Origin of the sequence: Roseococcus microcysteis (genome assembly GCF_014764365.1) — a bacterium.
Taxonomy (GTDB): Bacteria; Pseudomonadota; Alphaproteobacteria; order Acetobacterales; family Acetobacteraceae; genus Roseococcus; species Roseococcus microcysteis.
On sequence record NZ_CP061718.1, the window covers coordinates 1,707,179 to 1,723,841 of the forward strand.

Consider the following 16,663-nt stretch of genomic DNA (forward strand, 5'->3'; position numbering starts at 1 on the left):
AGGCGGGCGCACCATAAAAAACATGACCGAAACGACCCTGTCCCCCCGCCGTGACGCGCAAATCTGCGCCCTGATCGGGACCGGGCATTTCCTCAGCCATTTCTACGTGCTCTGCCTGCCGCCGCTGTTCCTGGCCTGGCGGGCGGAGTTCGACGTCTCCTTCGCCATGCTGGGCCTTTCGGTGGCGCTGATGAGCGGCGTCACCGCCCTGCTCCAGACGCCGGTGGGCTTTCTCGTGGATCGCCACGGCGCGCGGCCCTACCTGGTGGGCGGCACGCTGCTGATGGCGCTGTCCATCGCCGCCATGGCCTTCGTGACCGACTACCGGCTGATCCTGGTGCTGGCGGTGCTCTCGGGCATCGGCAATTCCGTGATCCATCCCGCGGACTACGCCATCCTCGCGGGCTCCGTGCGGAAGGAGTTCATGGGCCGCGCCTTCGCCCTGCACACCTTCACGGGCAATCTCGGCTTCGCCATGGCGCCGCCCGTCATCGCCACGCTGCTGCTGGTGATGGATTGGCGCGGGGCGCTGCTGCTGGTGGGGCTGCTGGGCGTGCCGGTGGTGGGGGCCATCCTGCTGCAATCGCGCATCCTGAGCGACCAGCCCAAGGCGCGCGGCCCGAAACCCGAGGGCGGGGCGCGGCTGCTGACCTCCAAGCCCATCCTCGCCTTCTTCGCCTTCTTCCTGCTCTCGGCCATGGCGGGCTCGGGGGTGACGGCCTTCCTCATCACCGTGCTGGGGGTGCTGTGGGCCACGCCCGTCGCCATCGCCTCGGTGGCGCTGACGGGCTACATGGCGGGTGCGACGGGCGGCACGCTGGTCGGCGGCTGGTGGGCGGACAAGAAGGGCGGCAACCTGCTGGGCTTCGTGGTGGTGCTGACCGGCATCTCCATGGCGCTGATCCTCTCCATGGGGCTGGTGGATTGGGGCCAATGGCTGCTGCTGCCGGTGGCCTTCGCGGCGGGGCTGTGCCTCGGCGCCTCCCGCACCCCGCGCGACGTGATGCTGAAGGAGGCCTGCCCGCCCGGCGAGGTCGGCAAGGTCTTCGGCTTCGTCAGCGCCGGCCTGCCGCTGGGCTCGGCCATCATGCCCGTGCCCATGGGCTTCCTGATTGACCTGGGCTTCGCCTGGGCGGTGCTGCCCACGGTCGCGGTGCTGCTGGGGCTTTCCCTGCTCTGCGCCGGCGCGGCGCGGGGCATGTCCGCCCCGGCCCCCCGGATGCAGCCGGCCGAATAGCCATGCTGGAGCAATGGCTGCCATGGCTGGACATGGCGGGCATCGCGGTCTTCGCGGCCTCCGGCGCGCTGGTCGCCTCGCGCAAGGAGATGGACGCGGTGGGCTTCGTGCTGCTGGCCTGCGTGACGGGCTTCGGCGGCGGCACGCTGCGCGACCTGCTGCTGGGCAACACCCCGGTCTTCTGGCTGCGCGCGCCGGAGGTGGTGGGGGTGGCCGCCGCCGCGGGCCTGCTGGTCTTCTTCATCGCGCACCGGGTCGAGAACCGCTTCCGCGCCCTGCTCTGGGCCGATGCGGTGGGGCTGTCCCTCTTTGCCGTGGCGGGCGCCGAGATCGCGCTGGAAGCGGGCGCCGCGCCCTGGGCCGCCGTGCTGCTGGGCGTGGTGACGGCCACCTTCGGCGGCATCATCCGCGACGTGATCAGCAACGAGGTGCCGCTGATCCTGCGGCGCGAGATCTATGTCACCGCCGCCGCCGCCGGTGCGGCGGGCTTCGTGGTGCTGACCCAGGCCGGGCTGTGGCGGGAACCCGCCTTCGCGCTCGGCCTGCTGACCTGCTTCACCATCCGCGCCCTCGCCCTGCTGCGCGGCTGGAGCCTGCCCGCCTACAAGGGCCGCCCCGGGCGCGAACATCCGGACCGCTGAGCGCGCGCTCAGTTGACGCAAGGCCTTGCGCGACCAACCTTCCAGAGGGCCGGCACGCCGCCGGCCCCTGCGCAACACCCCAAGGCGCCCTCCCCGGGCGCCCCAGGAGAATCCGGACCCGTCATGGCGGCCCATCCTTCCGCGCTCCCGCGTCGCCGCGCCCTGCTGGCCGGCCTGTCTTTACCCGCCCTCCTGACCGCCTGTGGGCCGCGTTCGGCCGTGGCGCAGCGCGGCGTCCTGCCCGATTTCGCCGACCTGGCCGAACGCGTGCTGCCCGCCGTGGTCAACATCGCCGTCACCAGCGAACAGGCCGCGACCATCCCGCCCGAATTCCGCGGCACGCCGCTGGAGCGCCATTTCCGCAACCGGCGCGAGCGCGTGCAGGGCGCGGGCTCGGGCTTCATCATCGATGCCTCGGGCCTCGTGGTCACCAACAACCATGTGGTGGGCCAGGCCTCCCGCCTGACCGTCTCGCTCCAGGGCGGGCAGGAGGTGCAGGCCACGCTGATCGGCGGCGATGAGCTGACGGACCTCGCCTTGCTGCGGATCGAGGGGCGCACGGACCTCACCGCCCTGTCCTGGGGGTCGAGCGCCGCAATGCGCGTGGGCAATTGGGTGATGGCGGCGGGCAACCCCTTCGGGCTGGGCGGCACCGTCACCACGGGCATCGTCTCGGCGCGCGGGCGCGACCTGGGCGCGGGCCCCTTCGACGACTTCATCCAGACCGATGCCGCCATCAACCCGGGCAATTCCGGCGGGCCGCTGTTCAACACGGCGGGCGAGGTCATCGGCATCAACACCGCCATCTACTCGCCCTCCGGCGCCAATGCGGGCATCGGCTTCGCGACGCCCTCCGACCTCGCGCGCCCGGTGATCGAGACGCTGCGGCGGGATGGCCAGGTGGCGCGCGGCTGGCTCGGCGTGCAGGTGCAGGATGTGGTGGCCGAGGATTCCCGCGCCGGGCGCCGCGCCGTGCTGGTGGCGGGCGTGGACCGCGCCGGCCCGGCCGCCCGCAGCGGGCTGCGCGCGGGCGACATTGTCACCGGCATCAATGGCGAGACGATCGAGACCTCGCGCACCCTGGTCCGCAACATCGCGGCCATGCCGCCCGGGCAGACGGTGCGCCTCTCCGTGCTGCGCGACCGCCGGCAGATCGAACTGCGCCTGCAGGTGGGGCGGCGCCCTGGCGGCCCGGCCTGAGCCCGAATCGTGCGGGAGATTTCGCCCGACGGGGTTTTCGGCTAGAATCTCCGCGATGAGGCGCCCGCCGGCGCCGCAACCCCGGGTGTGCCCGGCGGCGGCGGCGGCCCGCGACCCATCGCCCGACAAGGACGGAAACGGAACAGCCCATGCGGATCCTGCTGGTGGAGGACGATGTCGAGGTCGCCCGCTTCGTGAAGAAGGGCCTCCAGGAGGCCGGGCACACCGTCGAGCAGGCGGGCAATGGCCGCGACGGCCTGTTCCTCGCCGCCTCGGAGGCCTTCGACCTGCTGGTGCTGGACCGCATGTTGCCCGGCGGCGTGGACGGCGTGCGCATCGTGGAAACCCTGCGCCAGCAGGACAACCGGACGCCCGTGCTGTTCCTCTCGGCGCTGTCCGGCGTGGATGAACGGGTGCGCGGCCTCAAGGCCGGCGGCGATGACTACCTGGTGAAGCCCTTCGCCTTCGCCGAGTTGCTGGCACGCTGCGAGGCGCTGGGCCGCCGCCCCTCCAGCGAGGCACCCGTCACGCGCCTGAAGGTCGCGGACCTGGAGCTGGACCTGCTCAGCCGCACCGTCACCCGGGCGGGCAAGAAGATTGACGTGCAGCCGCGCGAATTCCGCCTGCTGGAGCATCTGATGCGCCATGCCGGCCAGGTGGTCACGCGCACCATGCTGCTGGAGAAGGTCTGGGACTACCATTTCGACCCGCAGACCAACGTGATCGACGTGCATGTGTCGCGCCTGCGGCAGAAGCTCGACCGCGGCTTCGACAAGCCGCTGATCCATACGGTGCGCAACGCCGGCTACATGATCCGCGCCGAGGGCTGAGGCTTGGCGGAGGGTCCCGGCCCCCTCCGGGGCATGGCGCAGGGCTTCCCACGCAGCGCGCCGCCACGGCTGCTGCAATCGGCCGCCTTCCGCATCGCCCTGCTCTTCATGGGCACCTTCTCCGCCGCCGCCTGGCTGCTGGTGGCGGTGCTGTGGTGGGCGACGGCGGGCGCGCTCGACCGGCAGACCATCGCCGCCATCCGCACCGACGCGGCGGCCCTCGCCGAACGCCACCGCGAGGAAGGGCTGCACGGGCTGATCGAGGCCATCGAGGAACGCCTCGCCCTCGATGCCGCGGCGGAGACGCTCTACCTCCTGCTGGACGATGAGGGCATCAAGCTCGCGGGCAACCTGGAACGCTGGCCCACCGCCATCGGCGAGGAAGGCCTGTGGTTCCGCACCCGCTTCGACCAGGATGGCGTGATCTCAGAGGCGCGGGTCCATCGGCGTGACCTGCCCGGGCTGCGCCTGCTGGTGGGCCGCGACGAGAGCGAGCGCGTGCAGCTGCGCCTGCTGCTGACCGAGGGCGTGGCGTGGTCGCTGGGGGGGATGTTCCTCTTCGCGTTGCTGGGCGCGAACATCGTCCGCCGCTCCCTGCAGAACCGGATGCGGCCGGCGGTGGTGACGGCGCTGGGCATCGCGGGGGGCGACCTGTCGCGCCGCGTGCCGCTTTCGGACCATGGCGACGAGTTCGACCGCCTGGCCTCCACCATGAACGACATGCTGGACCGAATCGCCGCCCTCATGGCCGGGGTCCGGAGCGTCTCCGACGCCATCGCGCATGACCTGCGCACCCCCATCGCCCGCGCGCGCGGCAAGCTGGAGGAAAGCCTCGCCACCGCCCGCACCGAGGAGGATTGGCGGGCCGCTGTCGAGCAGGGCATCCAGGACCTCGACAACATCAGCCGCGTCTTCCAGGCCCTGCTGCGGATCGCGGAGGCCGAGGCCGGCGCCCGCCGCGCCGCCTTCGCGCCCATGGACCTGCCCGAGGTGCTGCGCGACGCCGCCGAGTTCTACGAGGTGATGGCCGAGGCGCGCGACCAGCGGCTGGAAACCGCCCTGCCCGAGCATCTGGTGATGGTGGGTGACCGCGACCTGCTGCTCCAGGCCGTGGCGAACCTGCTGGACAACGCCATCAAGTTCACGCCACCGGGCGGGGTGGTGCGCCTGGCCGCGCGGCAGGAGGAGGGCGGCATCGAGGTGGCCGTGAGCGACACGGGGCCGGGCCTGCCGCCCGAGGAACGGGCACGCGCCACAGACCGCTTCTTCCGCGCCGATGCCTCGCGCAACACGCCGGGCTCGGGCCTCGGCCTCTCGCTGGTGCGGGCGGTGGCGCAGTTGCATGGCGGCGAGGTGCTGCTGGCAGACGCGCGGCCGGGAGTGGCACCGCCCGGGCTGCGGGTCAGCCTGCGCCTGTCCGACAGCCTGGGGTGATGCGGGGTTGCCAGCCCCGCCCGGCCGGGCAAGCCTGACGCCCATGCGGGTCGCGATCCTCACCGATATCCACGCCAATCTGGAGGCGCTGGAGGCCTGCCTCGCCGATGCGCGCGCGGCGGGGGCGGAGCGCCTCGTCTTCCTGGGTGATTTGGTGGGCTATGGCGCCGACCCCTGGGAGGTGGTGGCGCGCGCGCGCATCCTGCAATCCGAGGGCGCGGTGGTGCTGCGCGGCAACCATGACGAGGCGGCGAGCTTCGGGCCGCGGGGCTTCTCCACCCTGGCCGCCGCCGCCATGCGCTGGACCATGGAGCGCCTGTCGCCGGAGGCACGGGAATGGCTGGCCGGGCTGCCGCTGACCCATGCGGAGGGGGAGGTCCTCTTCACCCATGCCGATGCCTCGGCCCCGGGCGAATGGCGATACGTCACCGATTCGCGCAGCGCGCGGCGCAGCCTGCTGGCCACGCCCGCCTGGCTGACACTGTGCGGCCACACCCATGTGCCGGCCCTGTGGCGGCTGTCGGGGGCGGAGCATGTGGCGCCGGTGCCCTTCGAGGAGGACCGGCCCCTCGCCCTCGATGCCGCGCATCGCTGGCTGGCGGTGGTGGGCGCCGTGGGCCAGCCGCGCAACGGCCAGGCGGAGGCGTGCTACGCGCTGCTCGACCCCGGCGCGCGCCTCATCACCCAGCGGCGCGTGGCCTATGACGTGGCGCGCGCGGCCGACAAGATCCGCGCGGCCGGCCTGCCGGAATTGCTGGCCGAACGGCTTTTCGTGGGCGTGTAGCGTCTGATCGCCTTCGGTACTCACCGAAGGCGTGAATCGGTCGCGCGGCGTGTAGCGTCTGATCGCCTTCGGTGCTCACCGAAGGCGTGAATCGGCCGCGCGGCGTATGGCGTCTGATCGCCTTCGGTGCTCACCGAAGGCGTGAGTCAGCCGCGCACGGCTTCAGAGCGGGCGCTGCGCGCGTTCCATCAGGCGGGAGAAGAAGCCGGGCTTCTTGGCCGGCAGCGCCGCCTCGGTGCGCGCCGCCTTCGCGGCTTCGGCGGCCTCGGCCTTGGCGCGGCGTTCCTTGTCGCGCATCCAGGCCTCCAGCGTCATGCCGGCCTTCGCCGCGCGCTTCGCCTCATAGGCGCGCTGGCCGGGCGTGAGAGAGGCCAGGCCCTGCGTCTCACGCGTCACCTTGATCGAGTCCATGCCCGTGGGTCCATGTATGGAGGAGCCCATTATGTGGACGGGCGCGGGGCTTGCCGCAAGCGGGGTGGCGCGCCACACAGGCCGCATGGACGCGAAGGTCAAGGCGCATATCTGGGTCTCGATGGCGGTGCGGATGTCGGACATGGCCGGCCGCGGCGCCGCCGTGCTGCGCAAGGGCGACCCGGATTCGGGCGGCATCCTCTGCGTGCTGCGGGGCCGCGAGGGGCAGGTGGTCCTGGCCCAGGCGCGCGATGCCGAGGGCCGCCCCGCCTGGCTGCGCGGCACGGGCGACGCCCCCGTGGCCGAGGACACCGCCGACGCCTATGTGGCGCGCCAGGTGAAGCGCGACCCCGACCTCTGGGTGGTCGAGTTCGACGCGCCCGACCTGCTGCCGCCCTTCGAGGCGCGGCTGATCTGACCGCCCCGCCGCCTCAGCGCGGCAGGATTTCCGAAATCCGCAGCTGCGCCGGCACGCGGCTGCCGCGGTCATAATGGCCGATCCAGATGTCGTATTGGCCGGACATGGGATTGTTGAAGATGAGGCCCGGGTCGGTGCCCCGGAAATCGTCATTGCAGGCCCAGCGGCCATTGGGCAGGTTCACCACCAGCGTCACATCGGCGCGCGAGGTGGCCGAGATATAGAGCGGCAGCCCCTGCCCCGCGCGGTAGTTCAGCCGCACATCCGGTGCGTCGGCGATGGTGCCCACGCATTGCGACCCACCCAGACGTTCAGCCGGGACATTGCCACCGGCGGTGACGTTCACCACCACAGGGTCCGGCGCGAAATTCGCGCTGAGGTTGAGCGTACCGAAAGAGGGCGGGCGGCTGTAGTTCTGCGCGACGACGGGCCCCACCGTCACGGAGAGGAGGGTGGCTGCGGCAAGAAGCCTGGCGGACATGGCGTTTTTCCGTGGGCGCGGAAGGCGCGCGCCCCCGTGGCCCGCCTGTTCCCTCCTTGCCGCCTTGATCCTGGCGCATCGGGCAGGATCAATGAAGAGGGAAAATCAACCCAAAATTGAAGTCGCCCCAAACTTCAGCGCGGCGGAATCTCCGAAATCCGCAGCTGCGCGGGCACGCCCGAACCGCGCCCGTAATGGCCGATCCAGATGTCGTATTGGCCGGACATGGGGTTGGGGAAGACGAGCCCGGGATCGGTCCCGATGAAGTCGTCATTGCAGGCCCAGCGGCCATTGGGCAGGTTCACCACCAGGGTGATGTCGGCGCGTGCGGTGGCCGAGAGATAGAGCGGCAGTCCCTGCCCCGCCCGGTAGTTCAGCCGGACATCCGGCGCCTCGGCGATGGTGCCCACGCATTGCGAACCGCCCAGCCGCTCGGCCGGGATGGAGCCACCCGCGGTGACGCGGATCACATAGGGGTCGGGATAGAAATTCGCGTTGAGGTTGACCGTGCCGAAGGAGGGACGGAGGTTGTAGTTCTGCGCCACCACCGGGCCCATCGTCACCGCCAATACGGCCGCCGCCGCCAGAACACCCTGCTTCATTGCTGCCTCTCCCCGCTTGCCGGCGTGCGGTCCGCCCCGATGGCGCCCGCGCCCATTCGCCTCCCATCCGCTGCCCCAGGCCGGGGACACGCGGTGGTTGCAGGCTAGGGCCAGGGTGAACCGGAGGGCAACCCCACCTATTCCGTGGCCACCACGCCTTCGCGGCGAGGATCGGCCCCACCCAGGGGCGGCTGGCCGGGACGGAGGCGGATGATGTGCAGGCCCGAATGCATCTCGCGCACCGCCACCTCCAGCCCGCGCGCGGCCAAGGCGGGGGCGAGGGCGGCGGCGGGCGTGCCCGCCTCCAGCTCCACCGTGGCGTTGAGCGGGCCCACATGGGGCATGGAAGCGACGTCTTGCGGCGCCATCTCCCAATCCAGCAGGCCGACCAGGGATTGCGCCACATAGCCGATGATCCGCGCGCCGCCGGGTGAGCCGGTGATGGCCTCCAGCCGCCCGTCCCGGAACACCAGGATGGGCGACATGGAGGAGCGCGGCCGCTTGCCGCCCGCCACGCGGTTGGCGATGGGCCGGCCGTCGCGCTCCGGCGGGAAGCTGAAATCGGTCAGCTGGTTGTTCAGCAGGAAGCCCGCGGCCAGCACATGCGCGCCCATCACGCCCTCGATGGTGGTGGTCATGCTGACGGCACGTCCGGCCGCGTCCAGGATCGAGACCTGCGCCGTGCCGCCCTCGGGCTGGGGCGGTTGGCTCGCCATCGGCGGGCCGCCGAAGCGGGGATTGCCGGGGGCGATGGCGGCGATGGCGCGGTCGCGGTTCATCAACTGCGCGCGCTGGGTCAGGTAGGCGGGGTCCAGCAGGCCGGCGACGGGCACCGTCACATGCGCCGGGTCGGCCATGAACATGTTGCGGTCGGCGAAGGCCAGGCGCCCGGCCTCGCCCACCAGCATGGCGGCATCGGCGCTGTCCGGGGGCACGCCCGGCAGGTCGAAATGCGCGAGCAGCCCCATGATCTGCAGCACCACCGCGGCCCCCGAGGGCGGGGGCGGCCCGCACAGCGTGAAGGCGCGATAGGGCATGCACAGCGCCCGGGTGCGGCGCGGGGTGTAGTTCGCCAGATCCTCCGCCGTCATCAGGCCGGGATTGGCGTGGCCGCGCACCACGCGAACGATCTCCTCCGCGATGGGGCCTGTGTGCAGCGCGTCGGCGCCGCGCGTGGCCAGGGCACGGAAGGTCTCGGCCAAGGCGGGGTTGCGGAGGGTGGTCCCGGCGGACAGTGGCGCGCCTTCCGGTGTCAGGAACAGCGCCGCCGCGCCGGGGTCGCTCCGCAGGGCCGGCGCCGTCGCGGCCAGGGCGCGGGCCAGATAGGGCGAGACCGTGAAGCCCTCCTCCGCCAGCCGGATGGCGGGTTGGAAAAGCTGCGCCCAGGGCAGCACGCCATGCTCGCGGTGCGCCGCCTCCAGCATCCGCATCACGCCGGGCACGCCCACGGCGCGGCCGCCCACCACCGCCTCGCGGAAGGGCATGGGGCGGCCGTCGCGCAGGAACAATTCGCCCGTGGCCGCGGAGGGGGCTTCCTCGCGCCCATCCCAGGCGGTGATGGCGCGCCCGTCCCAATGCATCAGGAAAGCGCCGCCGCCGATGCCGGAGGCCTGCGGCTCCACCACCGTCAGCACGGCCTGGACGGCGATGGCGGCATCGAGCGCGGTGCCGCCCGCGCGCAGCATGGCCATGCCGGCCTCGGCGGCGAGCGGATGGCCCGCCACGACCATGTTGGCCGGCTGGGGTTGGGCCCAGGCCGGCGCCGCACAGAACAGGAAGGCCAGCAGGAAGCGCTTCATCCGATCCTCCGCATGCCGCGCCGGCCGCGATAGGCCAAGGCTTCGGCCACATGGGCGCGTGTGACGGCCGCACTTCCGGCCAAATCCGCGATGGTGCGCGCCACGCGCAGCATCCGGGTGTGCCCACGCGCCGAAAGCCCCAGCCGCTCCGTCGCCTGTTCCAGAAGCTGGCGCGCCATCTCGTCCAGCACGAGCTTTTCTTCCAGCGCGGCGCCCTCGGCTGCCGCGTTGTGGCGCGGTCCGTCCTCGCCATAGCGGGCGCGCTGGGCGGCGCGGGCCGCGGCCACGCGCGCGGCGACGGCGGCGGTGGGCTCGCCCGCCGGCGCGCGGGAGAGTTCCGCCGCCGGCACGGGCTGCACCTCCACCGTCAGGTCCATGCGGTCCAGCAGCGGGCCGCTGAGACGGTCCGAATACTCTTCCCCGCAGCGCGGTGCGCGTGAGCATTCCCGCCCCGGTTCGCCCAGGAAGCCGCAACGGCACGGATTCATGGCCGCGATGAGCTGGAAGCGCGCGGGCCAGGTGACATGCGCGTTGGCGCGCGCGATCACGGCGCGGCCGCTTTCCATGGGCTGACGCAGCGACTCCAGCGCGGGGCGCGGGAATTCGGGCCACTCGTCCAGGAACAGCACGCCGTGATGGGCCAGGCTGATCTCGCCCGGCCGCCCCTTGTTGCCGCCGCCGATGAGGGCCGCCTGGCTCGCGGAATGGTGGGGGTCACGGAAGGGTGGGCGCGTCAGCAGGCGCCCGTCGCGCAGCAGCCCGGCGACCGAATGCACCAGGGAGAGTTCCAGCGCCTCCTCCGGCGAGAGGTCCGGCAACAGGCCGGGCAGGCGCTGGGCCAGCATGGATTTCCCGGCCCCGGGCGGCCCGACCAGCAGCAAATTGTGCCCCCCGGCGGCGGCGATTTCCAGGGCGCGCTTGGCCGTCTCCTGCCCCTTCACCTCGGAGAGGCAGGGGCCGCGCCAGGGCTCGGGCGCGAGGTGCGGCGGCGCGGGCGGCGCCAGCACCTGCACGCCCCGGAAATGGTTGAGCAGGGCCGGCAGGTCGGCGGGCGCCAGCACTTGGCCGCGCCCGGCCCAGGCCGCCTCGGCGCCTTGGGGGCTGGGCAGATCAGGCCCAGGTTCCGTTGCGAGGCACCAAGCGCGGCCGGCAGCACGCCGGCCACCGGCAGCAGCGCGCCATCCAGCCCGAGTTCACCCAGGGCCGCGAACCCGGCCAGTTCCTCGCGCGGCAGCACGTCCATGGCGGCGAGCAGGGCCAGCGCGATGGGCAGATCGTAATGGCTGCCCTCCTTGGCGAGGTCGGCGGGCGCCAGGTTCACCAGGATGCGCTTGGGCGGCAATGAGAGGCCGAGGCCGGTCAGCGCCGCCCGCACCCGCTCGCGCGATTCGCCCACCGCCTTGTCGGCCAGCCCCACCACCAGGAAGGCCGGCAGGCCGGAGGCGAGCTGCACCTGCACCTCCACCGGCACCGCCTCGATGCCGGCGAAGGCGAAGGTGGCCACACGCGCGAGACTCATGCGGCGGCGCGCACCCTCGCCATGTAGCCATCCAGCTGCGCGGGATCGAGCCAGCGCGTCACGCTGACGATGTTACCCTCCGGCTCCATCCAGGTCGTGTTGCCGCCGGCGCCGGAGAAGCACACCGCGCCCTCGCTGGCACTCGGCCACTTGGTGCGGCCGGTGTTGAGCCAGAACAGGAAGCCGTAATGCGGGTTCAGCGCGCAGGGGGTGCGGCAGAGGTCCAGCCACTCCTTGGAGATCAGGCGCTGGCCATTCCATTCGCCATCCGCCGCCACCAGCAGCCCGACGCGTGCCTGGTCCTCGGCCGAGATGAAGATGCCCCCGCCCCAATGCCCGCCGCCCGAGACGCTCTCGATGACGCGCCCATCCACCTCGACGCCCGAGGTCGAATAGCCATGCCAATGCCAATCCGCGCTGGCGCCGATCGGGTCCATGATCCGCTCGCGCCACACATCGGGCAGCGCGCGCCGGAACAGCAGCAACAGGCCAAGCGAGAGCGCGTTCACGCGCACATCATTGTATTCCCAATAGGCGCCCGGCGCCTGCAAGGGCCGCGTGCTGCGCTTCTTCCCCTGCCCTTCCACGCCCAAATTCCGTCCGCGGTCGATCAGGTCGCTCTTGCCGAAGAGCGTGCCCTCCCATTCGGAGGTGTTGGTCAGCAAATGCCGCCAGGTGATGCGCCCGTTCTGCGCGCCGTCGAAGGCGGGGTGGGCGGCGCGGCGGCGCACCTCCTCGTCCAGGTCCGGCAGCAACCCGTCCTGAACGGCCAGGCCCGCCAGCATGGCCAGGTAGGACTTGGCCACGCTGAAGGTCATGTCCGCGCGGCTCGTGTCACCCCATTCGGCCACGCGCTGCCCGCGCTGGAAGATGATGCCGGCCGGGCCGCCGCGCGGGGCGGTCGGGCCCAGCACCTCGTTGTCCGGCGCGGGCTCGAAGAAGCCGCTTTCCAGATGCGCCAGGATGTCGCGCGGCCAGGGGGTCTCGTGCGCCTGGGCGTGCGCCACCGCGTCCTGGAAGCTCACGTCAGCTTGCCCTTGGGGCCCGGCAGCTCGATCTCGATGGCGAGCGTGGAGAGGTCCGCGCCGCGCTCCAGGTTCACCTGCACCTTCTCGGGGTCCACCGCGACATAGCGCGTGACCACGGCGACCAGCTCCTGCTGCATCTTGGGCAGGAAATCCTCCCGCGTGCGGGAGACGCGCTCATGGCTGATGATGACCTGCAGCCGGTCCTTCGCCATGTTGGCGTTGGTGGCGGCGGCCGCCTCGTCGCGGCGGGTGCGGAAGAAGTTCAGCCAGCTCATGCCGCCCTCCCGCCGAACAGGCGCCCGAAGAAGCCCTTCTTCTTCTCAGCCTCGATGAAGCGGTGCGGCTTTTCCTCGCCCAGGAAGCGCGCCACGGCGTCGGCATAGGCCTGGCCGGCCGGGCTCTCGCTGTCCAGGATCACGGGGTTGCCGCTGTTGCTGGCCTTGAGCACGCTCTCGCTCTCCGGGATCACGCCCAGCAGCGGGATGGCCAGGATTTCCAGCACATCGTCCAGCTTCAGCATCTCGCCGCGCTCGACGCGGGCGGGGTCGTAGCGGGTCAGCAGCAGGTGCTGCTTCACCGGCTCCTTGCCCTCCTCGGCGCGCTTCGACTTGGATTGCAGCACGCCCAGGATGCGGTCGCTGTCGCGCACCGAGCTGACCTCGGGGTTGGTCACCACCACCGCGGCGTCGGCGAAATACAGCGCCAGCAGCGCGCCCTTCTCGATGCCGGCCGGGCTGTCGCAGAGGATGTAGTCGAACTCCTTCGACAGCTCCTCGATGATGCCCTGCACGCCCTCGCGCGTCAGCGCGTCCTTGTCGCGGGTCTGGCTGGCGGGAAGGATGGAGAGCCCATCCACCCGCTTGTCGCGGATCAGGGCCTGGTTGAGCTTCGCCTCGCCCTGGATGACGTTGACGATGTCGAACACCACCCGACGCTCGACGCCCATGATGAGGTCGAGGTTCCGCAGCCCCACGTCGAAATCAATGACGACGGTCTTCTTGCCCCGCTGCGCGAGGCCGGTGGCGAAGGCGGCGGAGCTGGTGGTCTTGCCCACGCCCCCCTTGCCCGATGTGACGACGATCACCTGCGCCATGAAGAAAATCCCTCCCGGTTGGGTCGGCTCAGCCGATCGGGCTGAACCGAAGCTGTTCGCCCTCCAGCCGGACGATCGCGCCGCGGCCGATGGGTGTGCCCGAAAGCCCGTCGCGCACGGCATAGAAGCCCGCGATGGCGACGAGTTCCGGGTCGAAGATCTGTGCGAAGATGCGCGCCTCGCCGTCATCGCCCGCGCCGGCAACGGCCCGGCCGCGCAGCGCGCCATAGATGTGGACATTGCCGTCGGCGATGACCTCCGCCCCGGCATTGACGGTGCCGATGACGACGAGGTCCGCCCCCTGGGCATGGACCCGCTGCCCGGCGCGGATGTTCTGCTCGACGACCAGCGTGCGCGCGGCGGCGGCGACGGGGGCCGGCATGGGCGCGGGGGAAACGGGCGGCGGGTTCATGGCGACGGGGGGTGCCGCCACCGGCGCCGGGGCCTGCACCTCCGTCTCCTTCTGGCCGGTGGGGCGCAGGGTGGGCAGGCCGGCGCCGGCGGCGGCCGCGCGCTGCATCTGCGTGCCGCCCGTGACGCCGATGGGCAGGATTTCCAGGGCCCGCAGCCCCTGGATCAGCGCGGGGAAATCCACCCGGTCATCGCCGAGGTCATCGAGACCGATGGCGATGGGCGCGAAGCGCAGGAACCCGGGCGCCTTCTGGAACTGGTCGCCCAGCGCGGGCAGCACCTCCTCGATGCGGCCCGTCAGCAGGCGGAGCGTCAGCAGGCTGTAATTGCTCGCGCGCAGGCGGAAGCTTTCCGGCATGGGGGAGGGCCTCGCGGCGACGGACATGGGGCTTTGTGTCATCCAGGCTGCAACGCGCCTGCATAGCCGCCCCGCGCGCCGGAGCGAAGCCCTTCCCGTCTTTTGCCCGGTGGAAAGCGGGGATGAACCGGGACATCCTGCGTCCCTGACCCCCGAAAGGAACCCCGCGTGAGAGCACCCCCCGGCCGCCGCGCCGACTACAGATGGTTCTGCCCCATGGCCACCCGCTGGATGGACAACGACATCTACGGCCACATGAACAACGTCCAGCACTACAGCCTGTTCGACACGCTGGTGGCGCGCTTCCTGCTGGCGCATGGGGTGCTGGACCTGGCGCGCAGCCCCCATGTGGGCCTCGTGGTCGAGACGGGCTGTCGCTACCACGCCCCCATGGCCTTCCCGGACGAAGTCACCGGCGGCCTGCGGCTGCGGCGCCTGGGCGGTTCTTCCATCACCTACGAGCTGGCCCTGTTCCGCAACGAGGAGGGCCAGGCCGCGGCCGAGGGCCACTTCACCCATGTCTATGTGGACCGCGCCCAGCAATCCCGCACCGTGCCGCTGCCGGAGGCGCTGCGCCGCGCCGCCGAGGCCCTGCTGACATGACCCCTTTGGCCGACCGGCGGGCGCTGCTGGCGCCGCCGCTGCTCGGCCTGCTCGTGGGCGGGGTGCTCTGGGCGCTGGGCCATGTGCCGGGCGCCGCCTTCGCCATGGGCGCCCTGCCCGTGCTGGTCATCCTGCTGGCGGAGATGGCGCGCAGCCTGCGGCGCGGCGATTTCGGGCTGGACCTCATCGCGGCCCTGGCCATCGGCTTCGCCCTGGTGATGGACGAGAACCTCGCCGCCAATGTGGTGGCGCTGATGTATGCCGGCGGGCAGTTCCTCGACGACCACGCCCGCCACCGCGCCAGCGCCGAGATGACGGCGCTGCTGGCCCGCCAGCCCCGCACCGCGCTGCGTCACGGCGCCCAGGGCCTGGAGGAGGTGCCCATCGCGGCACTCCGCCCCGGCGACCGGCTGCTGGTCCCGCGCGGGGCAGTGCTGCCGGTGGATGGGGTGCTGGAGGGCGAAGCGGCGCTGCTCGACACCGCCGCCGTCACCGGCGAGCCCCTGCCGCTGCGCGCCACCCGTGGCGACGCCCTGCTGTCCGGCTGCGCCAATGCGGGCGAGGCCTTCGACCTGCTGGCCACCACCGATGCCGAGGCCAGCACCTATGGCGGCATATTGCGCCTGGTCCGGGCCGCGCAGGAGAGCCGCGCGCCCATGGCGCGGCTCGCGGACCGCTGGGCGCTGGGCTTCCTGGCGCTGACCCTCACCATCGCGGGCGGCGCCTGGGCCGCGACGGGCGAGGCCACCCGCGCGCTCGCCGTGCTGGTCGTCGCCACCCCCTGCCCGCTGATCCTGGCCGTGCCGGTGGCGCTGATGGCGGGCCTCTCGCGCGCGGCGAAGCTCGGCGTGCTGGTGAAATCGGCGGCGGCGCTGGAGGCCATGTCGCGCATCCGAGTCGTCATCATGGACAAGACCGGCACCCTGACGCGCGGCCAGGCGGAGCTGGTGGCCCATGCCGGCGGCGAGGAGGCGCTGCGGCTGGCGGCCAGCCTGGACCAGGCCTCCACCCACCCCATCGCGCGCGCGCTGGTGGGGGCGGCGCGGGCGCGGGGGCTGGCGCTGGCCACGCCCGAATCGGTGCGCGAAACCCCGGGCGAAGGGTTGGAAGGCCTGGTGGAAGGCCAGCGCGTCCTGGTGGGCGGCGCGGGCTTCGTGCAGGCCCGCGCCGAAGGCGCCCCGCCCCCGCTGGATGCCGAGGAAGGGTTGGAAGGCGCCACCCGCTCCCTCGTCGCCGTCGAGGGGCGCGTGGCCGGCGTGCTGCTCTTCGCCGACCGGCTGCGGCCGGAGGCTCCCGCCCTCCTCGCCGCACTTCGCCGCCAGGGGGTGGCGCGGGTGGAACTGGCCTCGGGCGACACCGAGGCGCGGGTCTCGGCCATCGGCCGCGCCGTGGGCGCCGATGAGGCCCATGCGCGGCTGGCCCCCTCGGGCAAGGTCGCCCTGTTGCACGCCGCCCGCGCCCATGGCCCCGTGATGATGCTGGGCGATGGCTTGAACGACGCGCCCGCCTTGGCCGCCGCCGATGTGGGCGTGGCGGTCGGCGTGCGCGGGGCCGCCGCCGCCCAGGCCGCCGATGCGGTGCTGCTGGGCGATGGCCTGGGGCGCCTCGCGGAGGTGCTGGCCGCCGCCACCCGCGCCCGCGCCATCGCGCGGCAGAGCGTGGTGGCGGGCATTGGCCTCTCCACCCTGGGCATGATCGCGGCGGCGGCGGGCTATCTCACGCCCGTGCAGGGCGCCTTGTTGCAGGAGGCGATTGACGTGGCGGTGATTCTCAATGCCCTACGGGCGCTGAGAGCCTGACCACCAAGGGGAAAT

At 72.2% G+C, this 16,663-nt stretch carries 17 protein-coding genes and 1 pseudogene; 9 read left to right on the forward strand and 9 right to left on the reverse strand.

The window, feature by feature from the left end; all coding sequences use genetic code 11:
- Nucleotides 1–22 precede the first annotated feature (22 nt).
- From ICW72_RS08225 to ICW72_RS08250, 6 genes are all read left to right on the forward strand, one after another.
- The gene (locus ICW72_RS08225; RefSeq protein WP_191085753.1) at nt 23–1,237 is read left to right on the forward strand and encodes an MFS transporter; all 1,215 of its coding nucleotides are present in this window, start codon (nt 23–25) and stop codon (nt 1,235–1,237) included.
- A gap of 2 nt (nt 1,238–1,239) precedes the next feature.
- The gene (locus ICW72_RS08230; RefSeq protein WP_191085754.1) at nt 1,240–1,878 is read left to right on the forward strand and encodes a trimeric intracellular cation channel family protein; all 639 of its coding nucleotides are present in this window, start codon (nt 1,240–1,242) and stop codon (nt 1,876–1,878) included.
- 123 nt (nt 1,879–2,001) lie between these two features.
- Nucleotides 2,002–3,078: a trypsin-like peptidase domain-containing protein gene (locus tag ICW72_RS08235; protein WP_191085755.1), complete on the forward strand. Its 1,077-nt coding sequence runs from the start codon at nt 2,002–2,004 to the stop codon at nt 3,076–3,078.
- 149 nt (nt 3,079–3,227) lie between these two features.
- Nucleotides 3,228–3,908 (forward strand): winged helix-turn-helix domain-containing protein, encoded by a 681-nt coding sequence (locus ICW72_RS08240; RefSeq protein ID WP_184386702.1) that lies wholly within the window; start codon nt 3,228–3,230, stop codon nt 3,906–3,908.
- 33 nt (nt 3,909–3,941) lie between these two features.
- The gene (locus ICW72_RS08245) at nt 3,942–5,342 is read left to right on the forward strand and encodes a sensor histidine kinase (RefSeq protein WP_191085756.1); all 1,401 of its coding nucleotides are present in this window, start codon (nt 3,942–3,944) and stop codon (nt 5,340–5,342) included.
- A 43-nt stretch (nt 5,343–5,385) separates the two neighbouring features.
- Entirely contained in the window at nt 5,386–6,126 is a 741-nt protein-coding gene (locus tag ICW72_RS08250; RefSeq protein WP_191085757.1) for a metallophosphoesterase family protein, read from the forward strand.
- 162 nt (nt 6,127–6,288) lie between these two features.
- On the opposite strand, the gene ICW72_RS08255 is transcribed toward ICW72_RS08250, so the two are convergent.
- Nucleotides 6,289–6,537 carry a hypothetical protein gene (locus tag ICW72_RS08255; protein WP_191085758.1) on the reverse strand — a complete coding sequence of 83 codons (249 nt, stop codon included), beginning with the start codon at nt 6,535–6,537 and terminating at the stop codon, nt 6,289–6,291.
- An 85-nt stretch (nt 6,538–6,622) separates the two neighbouring features.
- Here ICW72_RS08255 and ICW72_RS08260 point away from each other — a divergent pair, with 85 nt between their 5' ends.
- The gene (locus ICW72_RS08260) at nt 6,623–6,955 is read left to right on the forward strand and encodes a DUF1491 family protein (protein WP_184386698.1); all 333 of its coding nucleotides are present in this window, start codon (nt 6,623–6,625) and stop codon (nt 6,953–6,955) included.
- A gap of 13 nt (nt 6,956–6,968) precedes the next feature.
- Here ICW72_RS08260 and ICW72_RS08265 read toward each other — a convergent pair whose 3' ends face one another.
- From ICW72_RS08265 to minC, 8 genes and pseudogenes are all read right to left on the reverse strand, one after another.
- A complete protein-coding gene (locus tag ICW72_RS08265; RefSeq protein WP_191085759.1) occupies nt 6,969–7,436 on the reverse strand; it encodes a peptidase S1 in 468 nt (155 codons plus the stop codon).
- A gap of 134 nt (nt 7,437–7,570) precedes the next feature.
- On the reverse strand, nt 7,571–8,038 hold the full coding sequence (locus ICW72_RS08270; protein WP_191085760.1) for a peptidase S1: 468 nt from the start codon (nt 8,036–8,038) through the stop codon (nt 7,571–7,573).
- A 137-nt stretch (nt 8,039–8,175) separates the two neighbouring features.
- Nucleotides 8,176–9,837: a gamma-glutamyltransferase family protein gene (locus ICW72_RS08275; RefSeq protein ID WP_191085761.1), complete on the reverse strand. Its 1,662-nt coding sequence runs from the start codon at nt 9,835–9,837 to the stop codon at nt 8,176–8,178.
- A pseudogene (locus tag ICW72_RS08280) lies at nt 9,834–11,356 on the reverse strand (YifB family Mg chelatase-like AAA ATPase). Before ICW72_RS08280 ends, ICW72_RS08275 begins: the two are co-directional and overlap by 4 nt.
- On the reverse strand, nt 11,353–12,381 hold the full coding sequence (locus ICW72_RS08285) for a serine hydrolase domain-containing protein (RefSeq protein WP_191085762.1): 1,029 nt from the start codon (nt 12,379–12,381) through the stop codon (nt 11,353–11,355). Before ICW72_RS08285 ends, ICW72_RS08280 begins: the two are co-directional and overlap by 4 nt.
- Entirely contained in the window at nt 12,378–12,659 is a 282-nt protein-coding gene (gene minE / locus ICW72_RS08290; protein WP_191085763.1) for a cell division topological specificity factor MinE, read from the reverse strand. Before minE ends, ICW72_RS08285 begins: the two co-directional genes overlap by 4 nt.
- Nucleotides 12,656–13,477: a septum site-determining protein MinD gene (gene minD / locus ICW72_RS08295; RefSeq protein ID WP_191085764.1), complete on the reverse strand. Its 822-nt coding sequence runs from the start codon at nt 13,475–13,477 to the stop codon at nt 12,656–12,658. The genes minE and minD overlap by 4 nt, the downstream gene beginning before the upstream one ends.
- A 28-nt stretch (nt 13,478–13,505) precedes the next feature.
- A complete protein-coding gene (gene minC / locus ICW72_RS08300; protein WP_223880913.1) occupies nt 13,506–14,246 on the reverse strand; it encodes a septum site-determining protein MinC in 741 nt (246 codons plus the stop codon).
- 216 nt (nt 14,247–14,462) lie between these two features.
- Between minC and ICW72_RS08305 the strand changes: the two genes are divergently transcribed.
- Together ICW72_RS08305 and ICW72_RS08310 are read left to right on the forward strand one after the other, a co-directional pair.
- Nucleotides 14,463–14,849 carry an acyl-CoA thioesterase gene (locus ICW72_RS08305; RefSeq protein ID WP_191085766.1) on the forward strand — a complete coding sequence of 129 codons (387 nt, stop codon included), beginning with the start codon at nt 14,463–14,465 and terminating at the stop codon, nt 14,847–14,849.
- On the forward strand, nt 14,846–16,648 hold the full coding sequence (locus ICW72_RS08310; protein WP_191085767.1) for a heavy metal translocating P-type ATPase: 1,803 nt from the start codon (nt 14,846–14,848) through the stop codon (nt 16,646–16,648). Before ICW72_RS08305 ends, ICW72_RS08310 begins: the two co-directional genes overlap by 4 nt.
- Nucleotides 16,649–16,663 lie beyond the last annotated feature (15 nt).

Excerpts from the sequence above, each read along its gene's own strand:
- ICW72_RS08270 (WP_191085760.1), bottom strand. The coding sequence starts at position 8,038 with ATGAAGCAGGGTGTTCTGGCGGCGGCGGCCGTATTGGCGGTGACGATG.
- ICW72_RS08230 (WP_191085754.1), top strand. The coding sequence starts at position 1,240 with ATGCTGGAGCAATGGCTGCCATGGCTGGACATGGCGGGCATCGCGGTC.
- minD (WP_191085764.1), bottom strand. The coding sequence starts at position 13,477 with ATGGCGCAGGTGATCGTCGTCACATCGGGCAAGGGGGGCGTGGGCAAG.
- ICW72_RS08275 (WP_191085761.1), bottom strand. The coding sequence starts at position 9,837 with ATGAAGCGCTTCCTGCTGGCCTTCCTGTTCTGTGCGGCGCCGGCCTGG.
- minE (WP_191085763.1), bottom strand. The coding sequence starts at position 12,659 with ATGAGCTGGCTGAACTTCTTCCGCACCCGCCGCGACGAGGCGGCCGCC.
- ICW72_RS08265 (WP_191085759.1), bottom strand. The coding sequence starts at position 7,436 with ATGTCCGCCAGGCTTCTTGCCGCAGCCACCCTCCTCTCCGTGACGGTG.
- ICW72_RS08260 (WP_184386698.1), top strand. The coding sequence starts at position 6,623 with ATGGACGCGAAGGTCAAGGCGCATATCTGGGTCTCGATGGCGGTGCGG.
- ICW72_RS08305 (WP_191085766.1), top strand. The coding sequence starts at position 14,463 with ATGGCCACCCGCTGGATGGACAACGACATCTACGGCCACATGAACAAC.
- ICW72_RS08245 (WP_191085756.1), top strand. The coding sequence starts at position 3,942 with ATGGCGCAGGGCTTCCCACGCAGCGCGCCGCCACGGCTGCTGCAATCG.
- ICW72_RS08310 (WP_191085767.1), top strand. The coding sequence starts at position 14,846 with ATGACCCCTTTGGCCGACCGGCGGGCGCTGCTGGCGCCGCCGCTGCTC.
- ICW72_RS08225 (WP_191085753.1), top strand. The coding sequence starts at position 23 with ATGACCGAAACGACCCTGTCCCCCCGCCGTGACGCGCAAATCTGCGCC.
- ICW72_RS08250 (WP_191085757.1), top strand. The coding sequence starts at position 5,386 with ATGCGGGTCGCGATCCTCACCGATATCCACGCCAATCTGGAGGCGCTG.
- minC (WP_223880913.1), bottom strand. The coding sequence starts at position 14,246 with ATGCCGGAAAGCTTCCGCCTGCGCGCGAGCAATTACAGCCTGCTGACG.
- ICW72_RS08240 (WP_184386702.1), top strand. The coding sequence starts at position 3,228 with ATGCGGATCCTGCTGGTGGAGGACGATGTCGAGGTCGCCCGCTTCGTG.
- ICW72_RS08235 (WP_191085755.1), top strand. The coding sequence starts at position 2,002 with ATGGCGGCCCATCCTTCCGCGCTCCCGCGTCGCCGCGCCCTGCTGGCC.
- ICW72_RS08255 (WP_191085758.1), bottom strand. The coding sequence starts at position 6,537 with ATGGACTCGATCAAGGTGACGCGTGAGACGCAGGGCCTGGCCTCTCTC.